Below are 13,526 nucleotides of genomic sequence, written 5' to 3'. Positions count from 1 at the left end.
TTTCCTTACCAACTTGCTTTTTTAAGACCTGGAATTAAACCTTCATTGCCCATCTTTCTTAGACAAACTCTACAAATTCCAAAATCTCTATAAACTGAATGAGGACGCCCACAAACTTGACATCTTGTATATCCACGAACCTTAAATTTAGGTTTACGTGCTGCTTTAGCAATCATTGATTTTTTAGCCATCTTTATCTTCCTTTTGCAAATGGCACACCTATAAGCTCTAATAATTTATGTGCCTCTTTATCATTTTGTGCTGTTGTAACAATAGCAATATTCATCCCGTGAGTTCTTAAAATTTTATCATACTCAACTTCTGGGAACATCAATTGCTCATCAAGACCAAAATTATAATTTCCACGTCCATCAAAGCCATCTTTACTTAAACCTCTAAAATCCTTTACTCTTGGTAAAGCAATAGAAATAAGTTTATCTAAAAAAGCATACATATTGTCTTTTCTTAAAGTTACCATAACACCTACAGGAAAACCTTCACGTACTTTAAAACCAGCAACAGATTTTTTTGCTTTAGTTATAACAGCTTTTTGTCCAGCAATTAAAGAAATAGTATCTGCAATATTTTGCAATACTTTTTGATCTTTAGCTAACTCTCCTGCTCCAACACTAATAACGATTTTTTCAATACTAGGTATAAGCATAGGATTTTTGATATCAAATTCTTTAACTAAAGCAGCTTTTATGTTTTGATCATATTTTTCTTTTAATCTCATCATAAATTCTACCCCTCAATCTTTGCTACATTAGAGATATCCATAGGCATTTCTTTATTAATAAAACCACCATTTGGATTTTTCTCAGTTGGCTTTACAGCTTTTTTAGCTATTTTGCAACCTTCAACAATTACTTGAGATTTTTTTGGAAAAACTGCTAACACTTTTCCTGTTTTACCTTTATCATCTCCTGTAATGATTTTTACATTATCACCTTTTTTAATTTTAAATTTAACCGCCATTATAATACCTCCGGTGCTAGTGAAACAATCTTCATAAAGCCACCATATCTAACTTCTCTTCCTACTGGTCCAAAAATACGTGTTCCAATAGGTTCTCTCTTACTATCAAGTATTACAGCAGCATTTTCATCAAAACGAATTAAAGATCCATTCTCTCTATGAATTTCTTTTTTAGTACGAACGATAACCGCCTTAACAACTTGACCTTTTTTAACCTTACCATTTGGCAAAGCTTTTTTTACAGATGCAACAATCACATCGCCTACTGTAGCATATCTTCTTTTGCTACCACCTAAAACCTTAATACACATAAGCTCTTTTGCACCGCTATTATCAGCAACTGCAAGTCTTGTAAAACTTTGAATCATTATTAAACTCCTGTAGCTAATACAGATTTTAAACGAAATGATTTTCTTTTAGAAAGAGGTCTGCATTCTACAGCTACAACAACATCTCCCACTTTAACTTCATTTCTTTCATCATGAATTAAATATTTTTTAAATCGTTTAACAATTTTTCTATATCTTGGATGAACAACTTTTCTTTCAACCAAAACACTTACTGTTTTATCCCCAGCAATCTTAACAACACTACCTTGAATTTCTCTTTTAAATGCCATATTCTATCCTTGTTTTAAAACGCTAATTGCTGTACTTATTCTAGCAATATCTTTTTTAACTTGTCTAATCTCGTTTGGATTAGTAAGTTGCATAGTTTTTAGCTTTTGTCTTAAAGTGAATAAAAGCACCTTTTTTTCTTTTAGCATTGTTGCAAGCTCGGCTGCATTTTTATCTTTAATCTCAGTATATTTCATTTTGGCTCTCTCTTGTAACAAACTTAGTTTTAAAAGGTAATTTATGCATAGCTAATGTTAAAGCTTTTCTTGCCATTTCTTCATTAACTCCAGCCATTTCATAAATAATACGACCTGGCTTAATATTCATTACCCATTCTTCAACTCCACCTTTACCTTTACCCATACGTGTTTCCAAAGGCTTTTTGGTTAAAGGTTTATCAGGAAAAACTCTAATCCAAGTTTTACCTTGTCTTTTAACAAAACGAGTTAAAGCTATACGTGCAGCTTCAATTTGACGTGAATTAATACGACCTGCTTCAGTAGCTTTTAATGCAAACTCACCAAAAGTAAATTCTGTTCCTCTGCAAGCATAACCTCTGTTACGCCCTTTCATCATTTTACGATATTTCGTTCTTTTTGGCATTAACATTACTTACTCCTTCTTCGTCTTGTTGTTTTTTTAGCTGGAGCATTTTCTTCTGTTTTTTCAGGTTGCATACCCTTTTGTAGTACTTCTCCTTTAAAGATCCATACTTTAACACCTATATTTCCATAAGTAGTTCTAGCTTCTGCAAAACCATAATCGATTTTTGCTCTTAAAGTATGAAGTGGTACACGACCTTCTAAATACCATTCTGTTCTCGCCATTTCAGCTCCACCTAAACGACCCGAAACAGAAACTTTAATCCCTTTAGCTCCTGCTTTTTGCGCTCCTTGAATAACTTTTTTCATTGCTCTTCTAAAAGCTACTCTTTTTTCTAATTGAGTTGCAACGCTTTCTGCTGCAAGTTGAGCTGAAGCTCCTGCTTTTCTTTCTTCTTTAATATTGATATTAACATCTTTACCAATTAAATTTTGAAGATCCTTTCTTAAAACATCAACATCACTACCTTTTTTACCGATGATTATGCCTGGTCTTGCTGCTACAACAGTTACGCGCAATCTTTTAGCTGTTCTTTCAACTAAAATTTGACTAATTCCTGCATAATAAAGTTTTCTTTTTAGAAAAGTTCTAATTTTGTAATCTTCACCAATATTTTCAACCAAACTTGTTTTACTAGGAAACCATCTTGATTCCCAATTTCTATTAATTCCTAATCTTAAACCAATTGGATTTACTTTTTGTCCCATTTAGCTTTCCTTCTTTGCTGTTGCTTTTTTAGTGCTTTTATTATTTTTTACTTCTGCTTTTTCTATTTTAGCAACTTCTACTAAAATATGAGAAGTAGGTTTTCTAATACGACTTGCACTTCCTCTAGCACGTGGTCTAAATCTTTTAAGAACAGAACCTGCATCAACACGGCAACTTTTAATGACAACTTCATTAGCTTCAAAACCACCATTAGCTACTGCACTTGAAATAGCATTAGCAATATATTTAGCACCTTTATTTGGCATAAATTTTAAACTTGCCATTGCAAGTTCAGCATTCATCCCTTGAACTTCTCTTGCAATAAGTCTTGCCTTAGTCGGAGACAATCTTATGAATTTAATTAAAGCTTTACTCATATCTTATCCCTTACTTACCTATTTTCTTTTGAACAGAGCCTTTATGGCCTTTAAATGTTCTTGTTGGTGCAAATTCGCCAAGTTTGTAACCTATATGATTTTCTGTAATATAAACAGGAATAAAACTTTTGCCATTATGAACATTAAAAGTTAAGCCAATCATATCAGGAATAATTGTACTTCTTCTTGACCAAGTTTTAATAGGTTTATTATCATTATTTTTTTTTGCAGCGATGACTTTTTTCATCACATGATCATCTACAAAAGGACCTTTTTTTAACGATCTAGCCATCTTATTTTCCTTTTCTTCTTGAAATTATTAATTTATCACTTGCTTTTTTACGACGTGTTTTTGCACCTTTAGTAGGTTTACCCCAAGGAGTTACAGGATGACGCCCTGAATTTTTCTTACCTTCTCCCCCTCCGTGTGGGTGATCAACTGGGTTCATAGCAGAACCTCTGGTTTGAGGACGAATTCCTCTATAGCGATTGCGACCTGCTTTACCTATTGTAATATTAGCCCAATCTTCATTTCCAACCTCACCAATACTTGCCATACATTCAGCTAAAACTTGTCTCATTTCACCACTAGCAAGTCTTAAAATAACATATTTTTCTTCTTTACCCATAAGTTGAGCATATGCCCCTGCTGAACGTATCATTTGAGCACCTTTACCTGGTTTTAGCTCTATATTATGAACTATAGTTCCAATAGGAATATTTTTAAGCTTCATTGCATTACCTGGTTTTATATCAAGTCCGCTTTCTGCTGAAGCTACTACATCTCCAACATTTAAACCTTTTGGTTGGATTATATATCTTTTTTCTCCATCTTTATAAGAAATTAAAGCAATTCTACAATTTCTATAAGGATCATATTCTATAGCTTCAACCTTACCTTCTATACCAAATTTACGACGTTTGAAATCTATAATTCTATAAAGTTTTTTAGCTCCAGCTTGTTTATGACGGCTTGTAATTCTTCCATAACTATTACGACCCGAATGAGATTTAAGTTTTACAAGTAAAGATCTTACACTTGGTTTTGCTGTAATATCTTCAGAACTTAAACCTGTCATATATCTTCTACTTGGAGTATATGGTTTATAAGTTTTAATTGCCATTTTTAAGCCTCCATATTTTCTAAGCTAACACCTTCAGGTAGCTTCACATAGAATTTTTTATAATCGTTTCTTTGTCCTGTACGACCTCTAAAACGTTTCACTTTTCCATTAGTTCTTAAAGAATTAATACTTTGTGCATTTACGCCAAAATATTCTTTCAATATTACTTTTAAACTTGTTTTAGTCATTCTTGTTGAAGTTTGAATAACTACGACACCATTTTCTTGCAAATTCAAACTTTTTTCTGTATAAAGTATAGTTTTAATATCTGTAATATCTGCCATAATTATCCTTCTTTTGTAATTGAATCTAATGCTGATTTTTCAAAAATAACTGCATTAAAAACAGCTACAAGATATGCGTTAACTTCATTAATATCAACAACATAGCAATTTGATAAATTTCTATAAGCTAAAAGTGTTTTTTCATCTAACATATCTTTAACAATTAAAGCATCTTTAAGCCCTAATTTTTTAATAACAGCATTAGCATCTTTAGTTTTACCACTTTCTATAGTTAATGAAGGAACTACAAAAAGAGAATTTTTTGAAGCTTTTTCTTCTAAAGCTCTCTCAAGAGCTAATCTTTTTTGCTTTTTATTAACTTTTTGAAAATAATTTCTATTGTTAGTAGGACCAAAAGCTACAGCACCTCCTACCCAAACATTTGTTCTTGTAGAACCAGCTCTTGCTCCACCTCTTCCTTTTTGTCTCCAAGGTTTTTTACCACCACCACTTACGTCACTTCTACCTTTTGTATGAGCAGTATTTGCTCTAAGACTAGCAAGATAAGATTTTACATATAAATAAAGATTGTGTGGATTTACTTCTGCATATTTTGCAGGAAGATCTAATTCTCCAGCTCTATCAAATTTTTCATCTAAAATAGTTATTTTACTCATTTTGCAATCCTTATTTTACCCATAGCACCATTATATCCTGGCACTGCACCTTTAACAACTAAAATTTTATTTTGTGCATCATAGGATACAACTTCGTTTTTAACGCTAACCTTTTCATTTCCATAATGTCCAGCCATTTTCATTCCTGGTTGAACACGACCTGGCCATTCTCTATTACCAATTGATCCGTGGCGTCTGTGAAATCTACTTCCGTGAGATGCTGGACCACCACCAAAATTATGTCTTTTAACAACACCGCTATAACCACGTCCTTTAGAATTAAAACTTACTTTTAAAATTTTTGCTTCATTTAAAGGAGTTTCATCTAAATCACCTATTTCTGTATTTGCTACTTCTAAAGTTGCAAAGCGGTTAAATTCAGCCGAAAGATTATATTTTTTTTGCTGACCTTTTATACATTTATTACTTCTTTTACCTTTAGGATAAGCAACTAATGCTTTGCCATTATCAATTTCACAAACTTTAGCATTTACAACTTTTAATAAAGTTACAGCAATGCTAGGACTTGTGATAGTTCTACTCATACCTATTTTTTCTACAATATATTCCATATTCTATCCTTTATTTACCCATAGCTCTAACTTCAACATTAACTTCTGGAGCTAAATCAAGCTTAGTTAAAGAATCAACTGTATCAGGAGTAGCAGCCACTATATCTAATAAACGTGCATGAATTCTTATTTCAAACTGTTCACGAGAATCTTTATTGATATGTGGGGATTTTAAAACTGTATATCGTTTAATTTTAGTAGGTAATGGTACTGGACCTCTAATATCTGCACCTGTTCTTTTAACAGCTTCTACAATCGCTGCAACTGTTCTGTCTAGGACTCTGTGGTCATAAGCTTTAAGCTTAAGCCTAATTCTTTCCATAATTTTTCCTTTTTAAAAGAACTCGTTAGTTTAAAAACTAACTAAAAATAAAACGAAAGTATAATAAATTCATATTTTGCTTGTCAAGAGAATTTATAAAAATATTTAATTTTTTTCCTTATAAAAAGGATAAAAATTAAACTTATTACTTTTTTCTAAGATTTAAATTATTTTAATTTATAAAAATACTTTTAATCTAAAAATTTTAATTTAATAAATCAAACTAAATTTTTATATCATTTTTTCATTGTATAAAATATTTTTGTATTAATCATATAATTGCATAAGTCATTGGATTTTTTGTGTTACTTCTAGTCTTTTAATATAATTTGCGCTCTATCAAAATAGAAATTTAAAATTTCTTAATATCAAAATCCAATATCTATTGCTTTTTATATTAATATATTTTTAATCCTCACTTTGGCACGACCATATCACTACGACATTCTATGATAGTATGGACATTACCACGTGGGTTAAAATCCCCTACAACTTTAATCCATTTTGGTTTTAATTTATCTTTTAAAGTATTATAAATTTCGTTGATACTTGCTTCATGAGAAATATTTTTATACATAAAAGAATTAATATATAATTTTATAGCTTTAAGCTCAACTACTAATTTATCTGGGATATATTCAAAATAAATTGTCGCAAAATCAGGATATCCACTTCTAGGGCAACAGCACATAAATTCAGGCAAAGTAATCTTAATCACATAATCATTTTTAGCATCATTTGGCCAAAGCTCTAAGTGTTTATCTACATCAAATTCTTTAATCTCTTTTTCACCATATCTCATTTAAACTCCCTTTAGATAATTTTAGTTCATTTTAATTTTAAGATTGATTATAAAATTGCAAGTAATTTTCATATGCCAACAATAATTTTATCTTTAAAATTATACAAAAACTAACTAAAAAATTTTAAAGCTTTTTGAAATTCTAATTCATAATTTTCTTTAAATTCTAAAAAATTGCATTGGTATTTTAAGCACTCTTTTTTTAAATTTAAATGATCTTTTATTAAATCATTTAAGCTTAATTTTTCAGCAAATAACCTCCTTTCTATCACACTTTCTTTTTCATAAATCAACTCATAATTTTTCACTATATATTCTTTAGAAAAAAGTAAATTTAAATGTTTTATTTCATTTTTAAATTCTTTTATTAAAAGATCAATGAACTTAGGATAAAGATAAATTCCTTCTAAAATAAGATTTTGATTATTTTCTAAATGTGTTTGTAAAATACTTTTAACAATAGGATATAAAAATTTAGCGATTTTTATATCTTCATTTACTTCAAAAGGCCTAGGGCTAAGTCCTTTTAAAAGTCCCATTTTTAAATGATCTAAGCTTATATAAGGATAGTGATGAATTTCTAATAATTTTTGTGCAAGTAGAGTTTTTCCTGTATGAGACTCTCCTGCTATTAAAAAGATCATTAGATAATCTTTTTATCTTTTAAATATTTTTGCATTTTTTCATCATTATAAATTTCATCATAAAATTTTAATCCAATACGTTCAATATCACTTATATTAATATCTTTATTTAAATTTTGTATAAAATCTTTAAAATCCTTATTTTTACCAATTAATAAATCAAGTGTTATTAAATCTAAATTTGGTCTTTCTTTTGCCTTAATAATTATTTTAGAATCATTAATATTATTTACATCAAGTTTTATAAAACCTATGCCAAAAGCATTATTTAATCTCCAAAGTTCTTTTATAATCTCATCATCGAATTCTAAAGCAATCAAATATCCTTCATTTGCCCAACTTGAATTACTTACAGCTTGAAAATAACTAGATCTTAAATTTGAAAAATTAAGTTTTATTTTCAATTCAAAACTATAAAGTTTATAAGAAATTTGATTTAAATTTTTATAAAATGTGAAAGTTTCATCTTCATAATCCTTAAAAGGAAAATGTACACCTACTATATCAGGATGTATCCATTCATTTTCACCACTTTTATTTTTTTGAGATTTTTCATGAAGAATAGTTTTAGAATAAAGATTGAAATCTTGACTTTCAAATAAAAATTTAACAGCTAAAGGATGCAAATCTCTTTCTTTAAATTTAATTTCTTTTTAATTTAATAAATTTGAATATTCATCAATTTTTTTATCTGATATATTTTTAATTTTTATTAAATTTAATTCATTTTCTCTTTCTTTAAGCCAAAATTTTGTTGGTCTTTTAGAAACTACTAAAAATAGAGAATTTTTACTATTTAGGTTTACATAAATTTTAGCAGCTAAACTTGCAACTGGAGTTTTACTTAAATTCCCATCTTTATAAGTTTGGAGTTTTTTTTCAAAACCTTTATCTAAAGCATACTTCTAAATTTCATTTGCACTTAAAGGAAATTTACTTTCTTTTAAAACCTCTATAATTAAATCTAAAAAATTATATTTTTTCATAAATTATCTCTAATTCTCACACATCTAAATGTTTAACATCCTTAGCGTGTGCTTGGATATAATCTCTTCTTGGTTCTACATCATCACCCATAAAGAGATTAAAGGTATCATCAGCACTTTGTGCATCTTCGATGGTAATTTTAAGAAGTCTTCTAGCACTTGGATCCATAGTTGTTTCCCAAAGTTGTTCAGGATTCATTTCACCTAAACCTTTATAGCGATAAATATCTGATCCTTTTTTAGCATTGTTTTCTACTTCTTCTAAAATATCTAAAATATCTTTTTCAAAGTTCAAATCTCTTTCTTTAATCTTATCAAAGATAAAATTTGCTTCAACATATAAAGGATGAGTAAATAAATCATCATTAATTAAAAGTTCTTCAAGTCCATTTTCAGTTTGAACAAAAATACGAATTTCATTTTCATTGATATAAGAATTTAAAATATTATAATTTAATTTTTCAAGATAAACTTTTATAATATTAAAAAGTTCTTCATTTGAATTTTTAATTAAATCTGGATTTTCAATTAAATATCTAATCACTGAAATGATATTAAATCTTTTTTCAAGTTCTCTAAGAACAGAACGATAAGCTGAAACAATTTTTAAAAAATCTTTTAAATCATTAAGTCCTATACCTTGATAATTAGAATTTTCTATGCCCATTTCAATTAGAAAATCATTTAAAGCTTTCTCATCTTTTAAATAAATTTCTTTTTTCTTTTGTCCTCTTTTTTCATAACGATATAAAGGAGGCTGAGCTAAATAAATATGTCCATTTACAATTAAATCTTTCATAAAACGAAAGAAAAAGGTTAAAAGCAAAGTTTGTATATGAGATCCATCTACATCAGCATCTGTCATAATGATAATTTTATGATATCTAAGTTTTGAGATATCAAAATCTTCTCCTATACCGCAACCAAAAGCAGTGATCATATTTTGAATTTGTTCTGATTTTAAAATTTTATCAAGTCTTGATTTTTCAACATTTAAAATTTTACCTCTTAAAGGTAAAATCGCTTGAAAAGATCTTTCTCTACCTTGTTTTGCAGAACCTCCGGCAGAGTCTCCTTCTACAAGATAAATTTCACTTTCACTTGGATCTTTGCTTTGACAATCAGCTAATTTTCCAGGTAAAGTTCCTACACTTAAACTTTCTTTTTTACGGGTTAGTTCTCTTGCTTTTTTAGCTGCCTCTCTACCACGTGCTGCCATTAAAGCCTTATTCATTATAGCTTTTGCTTCTATGGGATTTTCTTCAAAATATTTAGTTAAATACTCAAAAGAAGCTTTTGAAACTATAGGACGCACATAAGTTGAACCTAATTTTCCTTTAGTTTGTCCTTCAAATTGTGGTTCAGGAACTTTAACACTTACTATAGCTATAAGTCCTTCACGTATATCCTCACCAGTGATTTTACTATCTTTTTCTCTGGTACTTGCATTAGCTTCTATATAATTACTTATCACACGGGTTAAACCCATTCTAAAACCTGCTTCGTGAGTTCCACCATCTGGAGTTTTAATATTATTTACAAAAGAAAGTAAATTTTCACTATAAGTATCATTATAAAGTAAAGCTACCTCAACATTTACATCTTCTTCATCAACACTAAAAAAGATTGGTTTAGTTAAAGCTTCTTTTTTATTTAAATCTGTAACAAATTGAGATATCCCACCTTCAAAATGAAAACTTTCGTGTTTTCCTATACGATTATCTTTAAAATTTATAGTAATTTTTGGATTTAAATATGCAAGTTCTCGAAATCTTTTAGCTAAAATTTCATAATCAAATTCTGTTACTTCAAAAATTTTATCATCAGGCCAAAATTCTATAGTTGTTCCTGTTTTTTTACTTTTTCCTATAACACCAAATTCACTAACAACTTTACCTTCTGAAAATTCTTGACGATAAATTTCTCCATTTCTTTCAACTGTAGCTACAAGTTTTTTAGAAAGAGCATTTACAACAGAAACTCCAACACCATGTAGACCACCTGAAACTTTGTAAGTATCTTTGTCAAATTTTCCTCCTGCGTGAAGAACAGTTAAAACAACGGTTAAAGTTGGTATATTTTCAGTTGGATGTATATCAACAGGAATTCCTCTACCATTATCACTTACTATACAACTTCCTTCTGTTGTAATTTCAATGTCAATAGTATCACAATGTCCTGCCATAGCTTCATCAATAGAATTATCCACTACTTCATAAATCATATGATGAAGTCCGCCTATATTAGTATCTCCTATATACATACCAGGACGTTTTCTAACAGCTTCTAGGCCTTTTAAAACTTTAATATTACTTGCACCATAATTTTCTTGCATATTTTTCCTTTTAAACTAAATTTATAATTTTTAAATTTATAAAATCATAGGCATAATAACCATTTCAAGTTTTCCTGAGCTCACAACAAAAGCTAAATTTGGTTCATTAATACTAATTTTAAATTCATTCTCTTCAATAGAAGATAGAAAGTCTAATAAATATTTAATTTTCACACTAAGAGCAAATTCTTCTTCTAAATTAAGTTCCATATCAAGTTCTGTTTTTGCTTCCATATTATCAAGACTGATTCCTTCAAATATGATTTTATTTCTTAAAAAATGGATCTTTAATTTTTCTGTTACTACACTGATTTTTTTTAGAGAATCTATAAAATCTTCAGTTTGTAAAATGATTTCTTGTTTAAATTGTTTTGGTACAACTTTTTCATAATCTGGGAATTTATCATTAATGAGTTTTGTAAAAAATTCAAAATTATCATTCTTAGCTATAAGCATATTTTCATCATAAAATATTTCGATTTTTTCATAAAAAAGTTTTTGCATCTCAGTGATTGCTTTTTTAGGAATGCAAATATGAAATTCTTGATCGTTATTTTTTTCTAAAGTATAAATGGCTAATCTTCTTGTGTCTGTTCCTACAAAATTGATTTTTTCAGTTTTTATATCTAAAAAAGCACCATTTAAAGAATACTTTGGGTTATTTGTATCTATACTTGGGAGAATTTTTTTAAGAGATCTGCTCAAATCACTAGAATCAATATCGAATTTATTTTTACCTTCTGTTTGTGGAAAATTTGGAAAATCTTCATGGTTAAACATTGGTAATTTATATTTTGTGCTTTTTTGTCTTATAAATAAAAAATTATCAATTGTTTCGAGTGTAACTTCTTCATTATTTAAATTTTTAATTACATCAACAATACTTTTTGCGTTTGCTGTTGCAAATCCAGAAGATTCTATACGAATTTTTTTGATTTTATAATTTATTCCTATTTCAAAATCGGTTGCTTTGATTGTAAGTTTATCTTCATTGGCTTCAAAAAGCAAATGAGAGGTAATAGTACTAGAATCTTTTTTTTCTACATAGGCATTACATAAAATAATAGCAGATTCTAAAGTATTTTTATTTATACTCAGTTTCATTTTTTCTCCTTTTATAATTTAATTTCATCATAATAATAAGCATATTGAAAATGTGAAAAAGTATTTTAAAAATTTATTTTATCATAGTTTTTTCTTTTTTAATTTTTCATTTTTATTCACATTTTTTCACTTAACTTTGACTTTTTGTTAAAATTTTATTTTTAAGTTCTTCAATTTTATTTTTAAGTTCTAAATTTTCTAAAAAAAGCTCATTGATTTTTTTGATATTATGTGAAATTGCTGTGTGATCTTTCATTTCAAAAAACATTGCAAGTTGTGGCATAGACATAGTTGTAAGTTCTCTTGCTAGAAAAATTACAATGCGTCTTATAGTTACTATATTTTTTGTTTTTCTATTTGATTTTATATCACTTGGTTTTATATTAAATTCTTTACAAACAATATCAAGTATATCTTCTATAGTAATATTTTCTTTTTTCTCTTTGATATGATCTTTCATTAAACTTTTTGCTATATCTAGAGTTATTTCTTGATTAATGAGTCTTGAATAAGCATTAAGATTTGTAATCATACCTTCAATTTCTCTTATATTATCTCCCATAGAAGTTGCAATATAATTAATAACTTCATTGTTCAAATTTACTTCATTAAATTCACATTTTTTTCTTATGATGGTCATTTTTGTATCAAGTTCAGGTGGTGTAATATCAGCAATAATCCCATTTGCAAAACGACTTTTTAATCTTTCAGTAATACCTTTTAGCATATTTGGTGGATTATCTGAAGTCATAATGATTTGACCTAATTTATCTTTAATTTCATTAAAGGTGAAAAAAAATTCCTCTTGAATTTTGTCTGTTTTTCCTAAAAATTGTACATCATCAATAAGCAATACATCACAATTTCTATATTTTTCATGAAATTTCTCCATAGTTTTATTACTAAGATGAGAGGTAAAATCATTGACAAAATTTGCACTTGTGGCATAAATAACTTTTTTTCCGAGCTCTAAACAAGCATTTCCAACAGCTTGAAGTAAATGCGTTTTTCCAAGTCCAGTTGCCCCATAAATAAAAATAGGGTTATAAAGTTTTCCTAATTTATCTTTATTAGCTACAGCTTTACAGGTTGCATAAGCGTATTCATTTGAATCTCCTACCACAAAACTATCAAAAGTAAAAGAAGGATTTAATATAGTGCTTTGTGTTTTAATTTGCATTATATCTATTTTACTAGCTTTAGAATGGGTTTTTGTATTTTGTGTTTGGATAATCACTTTTGCTTTATTGCCAGTTTGCACTTCATAAAAATAAGAAATTTTTTGAGCGTATTTTGTTTGGGTAAATTTAGCTAGAAATTCGTTTGAAGCATTAAAAACTAAAAGGTCTGCTTTGCTTTGCTTTTCATTTAATCTAAGAGGTAAAATATAATTTTCATACTCATTTTCTGAAAGTTCTTTTTTTAAAAAATCAAGTATTTTATTTATATCCAT

General features: G+C 28.3%; 20 protein-coding genes and 1 pseudogene. All 21 read right to left on the bottom strand.

The features are described 5' to 3' along the window. Positions 1–5 precede the first annotated feature (5 nt). Positions 6–191 carry a type Z 30S ribosomal protein S14 gene (locus CNZW441b_RS00105; protein ID WP_131163241.1) on the bottom strand — a complete coding sequence of 62 codons (186 nt, stop codon included), beginning with the start codon at positions 189–191 and terminating at the stop codon, positions 6–8. Between the two features lie 2 nt (positions 192–193). Continuing rightward, positions 194–739 carry a 50S ribosomal protein L5 gene (gene rplE, locus CNZW441b_RS00100; protein ID WP_131163240.1) on the bottom strand — a complete coding sequence of 182 codons (546 nt, stop codon included), beginning with the start codon at positions 737–739 and terminating at the stop codon, positions 194–196. Positions 740–744: 5 nt separating this feature from the next. Then, positions 745–978, bottom strand: a complete 234-nt coding sequence (gene rplX / locus CNZW441b_RS00095) for a 50S ribosomal protein L24 (protein WP_131163239.1) — start codon at positions 976–978, stop codon at positions 745–747. Continuing rightward, positions 978–1,346 carry a 50S ribosomal protein L14 gene (rplN, locus tag CNZW441b_RS00090; protein ID WP_131163238.1) on the bottom strand — a complete coding sequence of 123 codons (369 nt, stop codon included), beginning with the start codon at positions 1,344–1,346 and terminating at the stop codon, positions 978–980. Before rplN ends, rplX begins: the two co-directional genes overlap by 1 nt. A gap of 2 nt (positions 1,347–1,348) precedes the next feature. After that, positions 1,349–1,597: a 30S ribosomal protein S17 gene (rpsQ, locus tag CNZW441b_RS00085; RefSeq protein WP_131163237.1), complete on the bottom strand. Its 249-nt coding sequence runs from the start codon at positions 1,595–1,597 to the stop codon at positions 1,349–1,351. Between the two features lie 3 nt (positions 1,598–1,600). Further along, positions 1,601–1,792: a 50S ribosomal protein L29 gene (gene rpmC, locus CNZW441b_RS00080; RefSeq protein WP_131165627.1), complete on the bottom strand. Its 192-nt coding sequence runs from the start codon at positions 1,790–1,792 to the stop codon at positions 1,601–1,603. Next, positions 1,779–2,204, bottom strand: coding sequence for a 50S ribosomal protein L16 (gene rplP, locus CNZW441b_RS00075; protein ID WP_131163235.1), 426 nt, complete (start codon positions 2,202–2,204; stop codon positions 1,779–1,781). The genes rpmC and rplP overlap by 14 nt, the downstream gene beginning before the upstream one ends. Beyond that, positions 2,204–2,905 carry a 30S ribosomal protein S3 gene (gene rpsC / locus CNZW441b_RS00070; RefSeq protein WP_131163234.1) on the bottom strand — a complete coding sequence of 234 codons (702 nt, stop codon included), beginning with the start codon at positions 2,903–2,905 and terminating at the stop codon, positions 2,204–2,206. Before rpsC ends, rplP begins: the two co-directional genes overlap by 1 nt. Further along, on the bottom strand, positions 2,906–3,283 hold the full coding sequence (gene rplV / locus CNZW441b_RS00065; RefSeq protein WP_131163233.1) for a 50S ribosomal protein L22: 378 nt from the start codon (positions 3,281–3,283) through the stop codon (positions 2,906–2,908). A 10-nt stretch (positions 3,284–3,293) separates the two neighbouring features. Next, positions 3,294–3,575, bottom strand: a complete 282-nt coding sequence (gene rpsS / locus CNZW441b_RS00060; protein ID WP_131163232.1) for a 30S ribosomal protein S19 — start codon at positions 3,573–3,575, stop codon at positions 3,294–3,296. 1 nt (position 3,576) lies between these two features. Then, a complete protein-coding gene (gene rplB / locus CNZW441b_RS00055) occupies positions 3,577–4,407 on the bottom strand; it encodes a 50S ribosomal protein L2 (RefSeq protein WP_131163231.1) in 831 nt (276 codons plus the stop codon). Positions 4,408–4,409: 2 nt separating this feature from the next. After that, positions 4,410–4,691 (bottom strand): 50S ribosomal protein L23, encoded by a 282-nt coding sequence (locus tag CNZW441b_RS00050; RefSeq protein ID WP_131163230.1) that lies wholly within the window; start codon positions 4,689–4,691, stop codon positions 4,410–4,412. 2 nt (positions 4,692–4,693) lie between these two features. Then, positions 4,694–5,308, bottom strand: coding sequence for a 50S ribosomal protein L4 (gene rplD / locus CNZW441b_RS00045; RefSeq protein WP_131163229.1), 615 nt, complete (start codon positions 5,306–5,308; stop codon positions 4,694–4,696). After that, positions 5,305–5,880 carry a 50S ribosomal protein L3 gene (gene rplC / locus CNZW441b_RS00040; protein WP_131163228.1) on the bottom strand — a complete coding sequence of 192 codons (576 nt, stop codon included), beginning with the start codon at positions 5,878–5,880 and terminating at the stop codon, positions 5,305–5,307. The genes rplD and rplC overlap by 4 nt, the downstream gene beginning before the upstream one ends. Before the next feature lie 10 nt (positions 5,881–5,890). Next, on the bottom strand, positions 5,891–6,202 hold the full coding sequence (gene rpsJ / locus CNZW441b_RS00035; RefSeq protein WP_131163227.1) for a 30S ribosomal protein S10: 312 nt from the start codon (positions 6,200–6,202) through the stop codon (positions 5,891–5,893). A 415-nt stretch (positions 6,203–6,617) separates the two neighbouring features. Further along, positions 6,618–7,004 carry a preQ(1) synthase gene (gene queF, locus CNZW441b_RS00030; RefSeq protein WP_131163226.1) on the bottom strand — a complete coding sequence of 129 codons (387 nt, stop codon included), beginning with the start codon at positions 7,002–7,004 and terminating at the stop codon, positions 6,618–6,620. 110 nt (positions 7,005–7,114) lie between these two features. Then, on the bottom strand, positions 7,115–7,648 hold the full coding sequence (locus tag CNZW441b_RS00025) for an adenylate kinase (protein WP_131165628.1): 534 nt from the start codon (positions 7,646–7,648) through the stop codon (positions 7,115–7,117). Continuing rightward, a pseudogene (locus tag CNZW441b_RS00020) lies at positions 7,648–8,634 on the bottom strand (HrgA protein). The gene CNZW441b_RS00025 and the pseudogene CNZW441b_RS00020 overlap by 1 nt, the downstream one beginning before the upstream one ends. Positions 8,635–8,650: 16 nt before the next feature. Continuing rightward, positions 8,651–10,969, bottom strand: a complete 2,319-nt coding sequence (gene gyrB / locus CNZW441b_RS00015) for a DNA topoisomerase (ATP-hydrolyzing) subunit B (protein ID WP_131165629.1) — start codon at positions 10,967–10,969, stop codon at positions 8,651–8,653. A gap of 36 nt (positions 10,970–11,005) precedes the next feature. Continuing rightward, entirely contained in the window at positions 11,006–12,073 is a 1,068-nt protein-coding gene (dnaN, locus tag CNZW441b_RS00010) for a DNA polymerase III subunit beta (RefSeq protein ID WP_131163222.1), read from the bottom strand. Between the two features lie 130 nt (positions 12,074–12,203). Further along, positions 12,204–13,526, bottom strand: a complete 1,323-nt coding sequence (gene dnaA, locus CNZW441b_RS00005) for a chromosomal replication initiator protein DnaA (RefSeq protein WP_131163221.1) — start codon at positions 13,524–13,526, stop codon at positions 12,204–12,206.

It is taken from the genome of Campylobacter novaezeelandiae, assembly GCF_018968685.1.
Taxonomy (GTDB): Bacteria; Campylobacterota; Campylobacteria; order Campylobacterales; family Campylobacteraceae; genus Campylobacter_D; species Campylobacter_D novaezeelandiae.
The sequence above is the reverse complement of the archived record's forward strand: the minus strand, read 5'-3'. Positions and strand labels throughout refer to the sequence as shown.

Bases quoted from the DNA above. Each gene is read 5' to 3' on its own strand.
- CNZW441b_RS00105 (WP_131163241.1), bottom strand. From the start codon at position 191: ATGGCTAAAAAATCAATGATTGCTAAAGCAGCACGTAAACCTAAATTT.
- rplE (WP_131163240.1), bottom strand. From the start codon at position 739: ATGATGAGATTAAAAGAAAAATATGATCAAAACATAAAAGCTGCTTTA.
- rplX (WP_131163239.1), bottom strand. From the start codon at position 978: ATGGCGGTTAAATTTAAAATTAAAAAAGGTGATAATGTAAAAATCATT.
- rplN (WP_131163238.1), bottom strand. From the start codon at position 1,346: ATGATTCAAAGTTTTACAAGACTTGCAGTTGCTGATAATAGCGGTGCA.
- rpsQ (WP_131163237.1), bottom strand. From the start codon at position 1,597: ATGGCATTTAAAAGAGAAATTCAAGGTAGTGTTGTTAAGATTGCTGGG.
- rpmC (WP_131165627.1), bottom strand. From the start codon at position 1,792: ATGAAATATACTGAGATTAAAGATAAAAATGCAGCCGAGCTTGCAACA.
- rplP (WP_131163235.1), bottom strand. From the start codon at position 2,204: ATGTTAATGCCAAAAAGAACGAAATATCGTAAAATGATGAAAGGGCGT.
- rpsC (WP_131163234.1), bottom strand. From the start codon at position 2,905: ATGGGACAAAAAGTAAATCCAATTGGTTTAAGATTAGGAATTAATAGA.
- rplV (WP_131163233.1), bottom strand. From the start codon at position 3,283: ATGAGTAAAGCTTTAATTAAATTCATAAGATTGTCTCCGACTAAGGCA.
- rpsS (WP_131163232.1), bottom strand. From the start codon at position 3,575: ATGGCTAGATCGTTAAAAAAAGGTCCTTTTGTAGATGATCATGTGATG.
- rplB (WP_131163231.1), bottom strand. From the start codon at position 4,407: ATGGCAATTAAAACTTATAAACCATATACTCCAAGTAGAAGATATATG.
- CNZW441b_RS00050 (WP_131163230.1), bottom strand. From the start codon at position 4,691: ATGGCAGATATTACAGATATTAAAACTATACTTTATACAGAAAAAAGT.
- rplD (WP_131163229.1), bottom strand. From the start codon at position 5,308: ATGAGTAAAATAACTATTTTAGATGAAAAATTTGATAGAGCTGGAGAA.
- rplC (WP_131163228.1), bottom strand. From the start codon at position 5,880: ATGGAATATATTGTAGAAAAAATAGGTATGAGTAGAACTATCACAAGT.
- rpsJ (WP_131163227.1), bottom strand. From the start codon at position 6,202: ATGGAAAGAATTAGGCTTAAGCTTAAAGCTTATGACCACAGAGTCCTA.
- queF (WP_131163226.1), bottom strand. From the start codon at position 7,004: ATGAGATATGGTGAAAAAGAGATTAAAGAATTTGATGTAGATAAACAC.
- CNZW441b_RS00025 (WP_131165628.1), bottom strand. From the start codon at position 7,648: ATGATCTTTTTAATAGCAGGAGAGTCTCATACAGGAAAAACTCTACTT.
- gyrB (WP_131165629.1), bottom strand. From the start codon at position 10,969: ATGCAAGAAAATTATGGTGCAAGTAATATTAAAGTTTTAAAAGGCCTA.
- dnaN (WP_131163222.1), bottom strand. From the start codon at position 12,073: ATGAAACTGAGTATAAATAAAAATACTTTAGAATCTGCTATTATTTTA.
- dnaA (WP_131163221.1), bottom strand. From the start codon at position 13,526: ATGGATATAAATAAAATACTTGATTTTTTAAAAAAAGAACTTTCAGAA.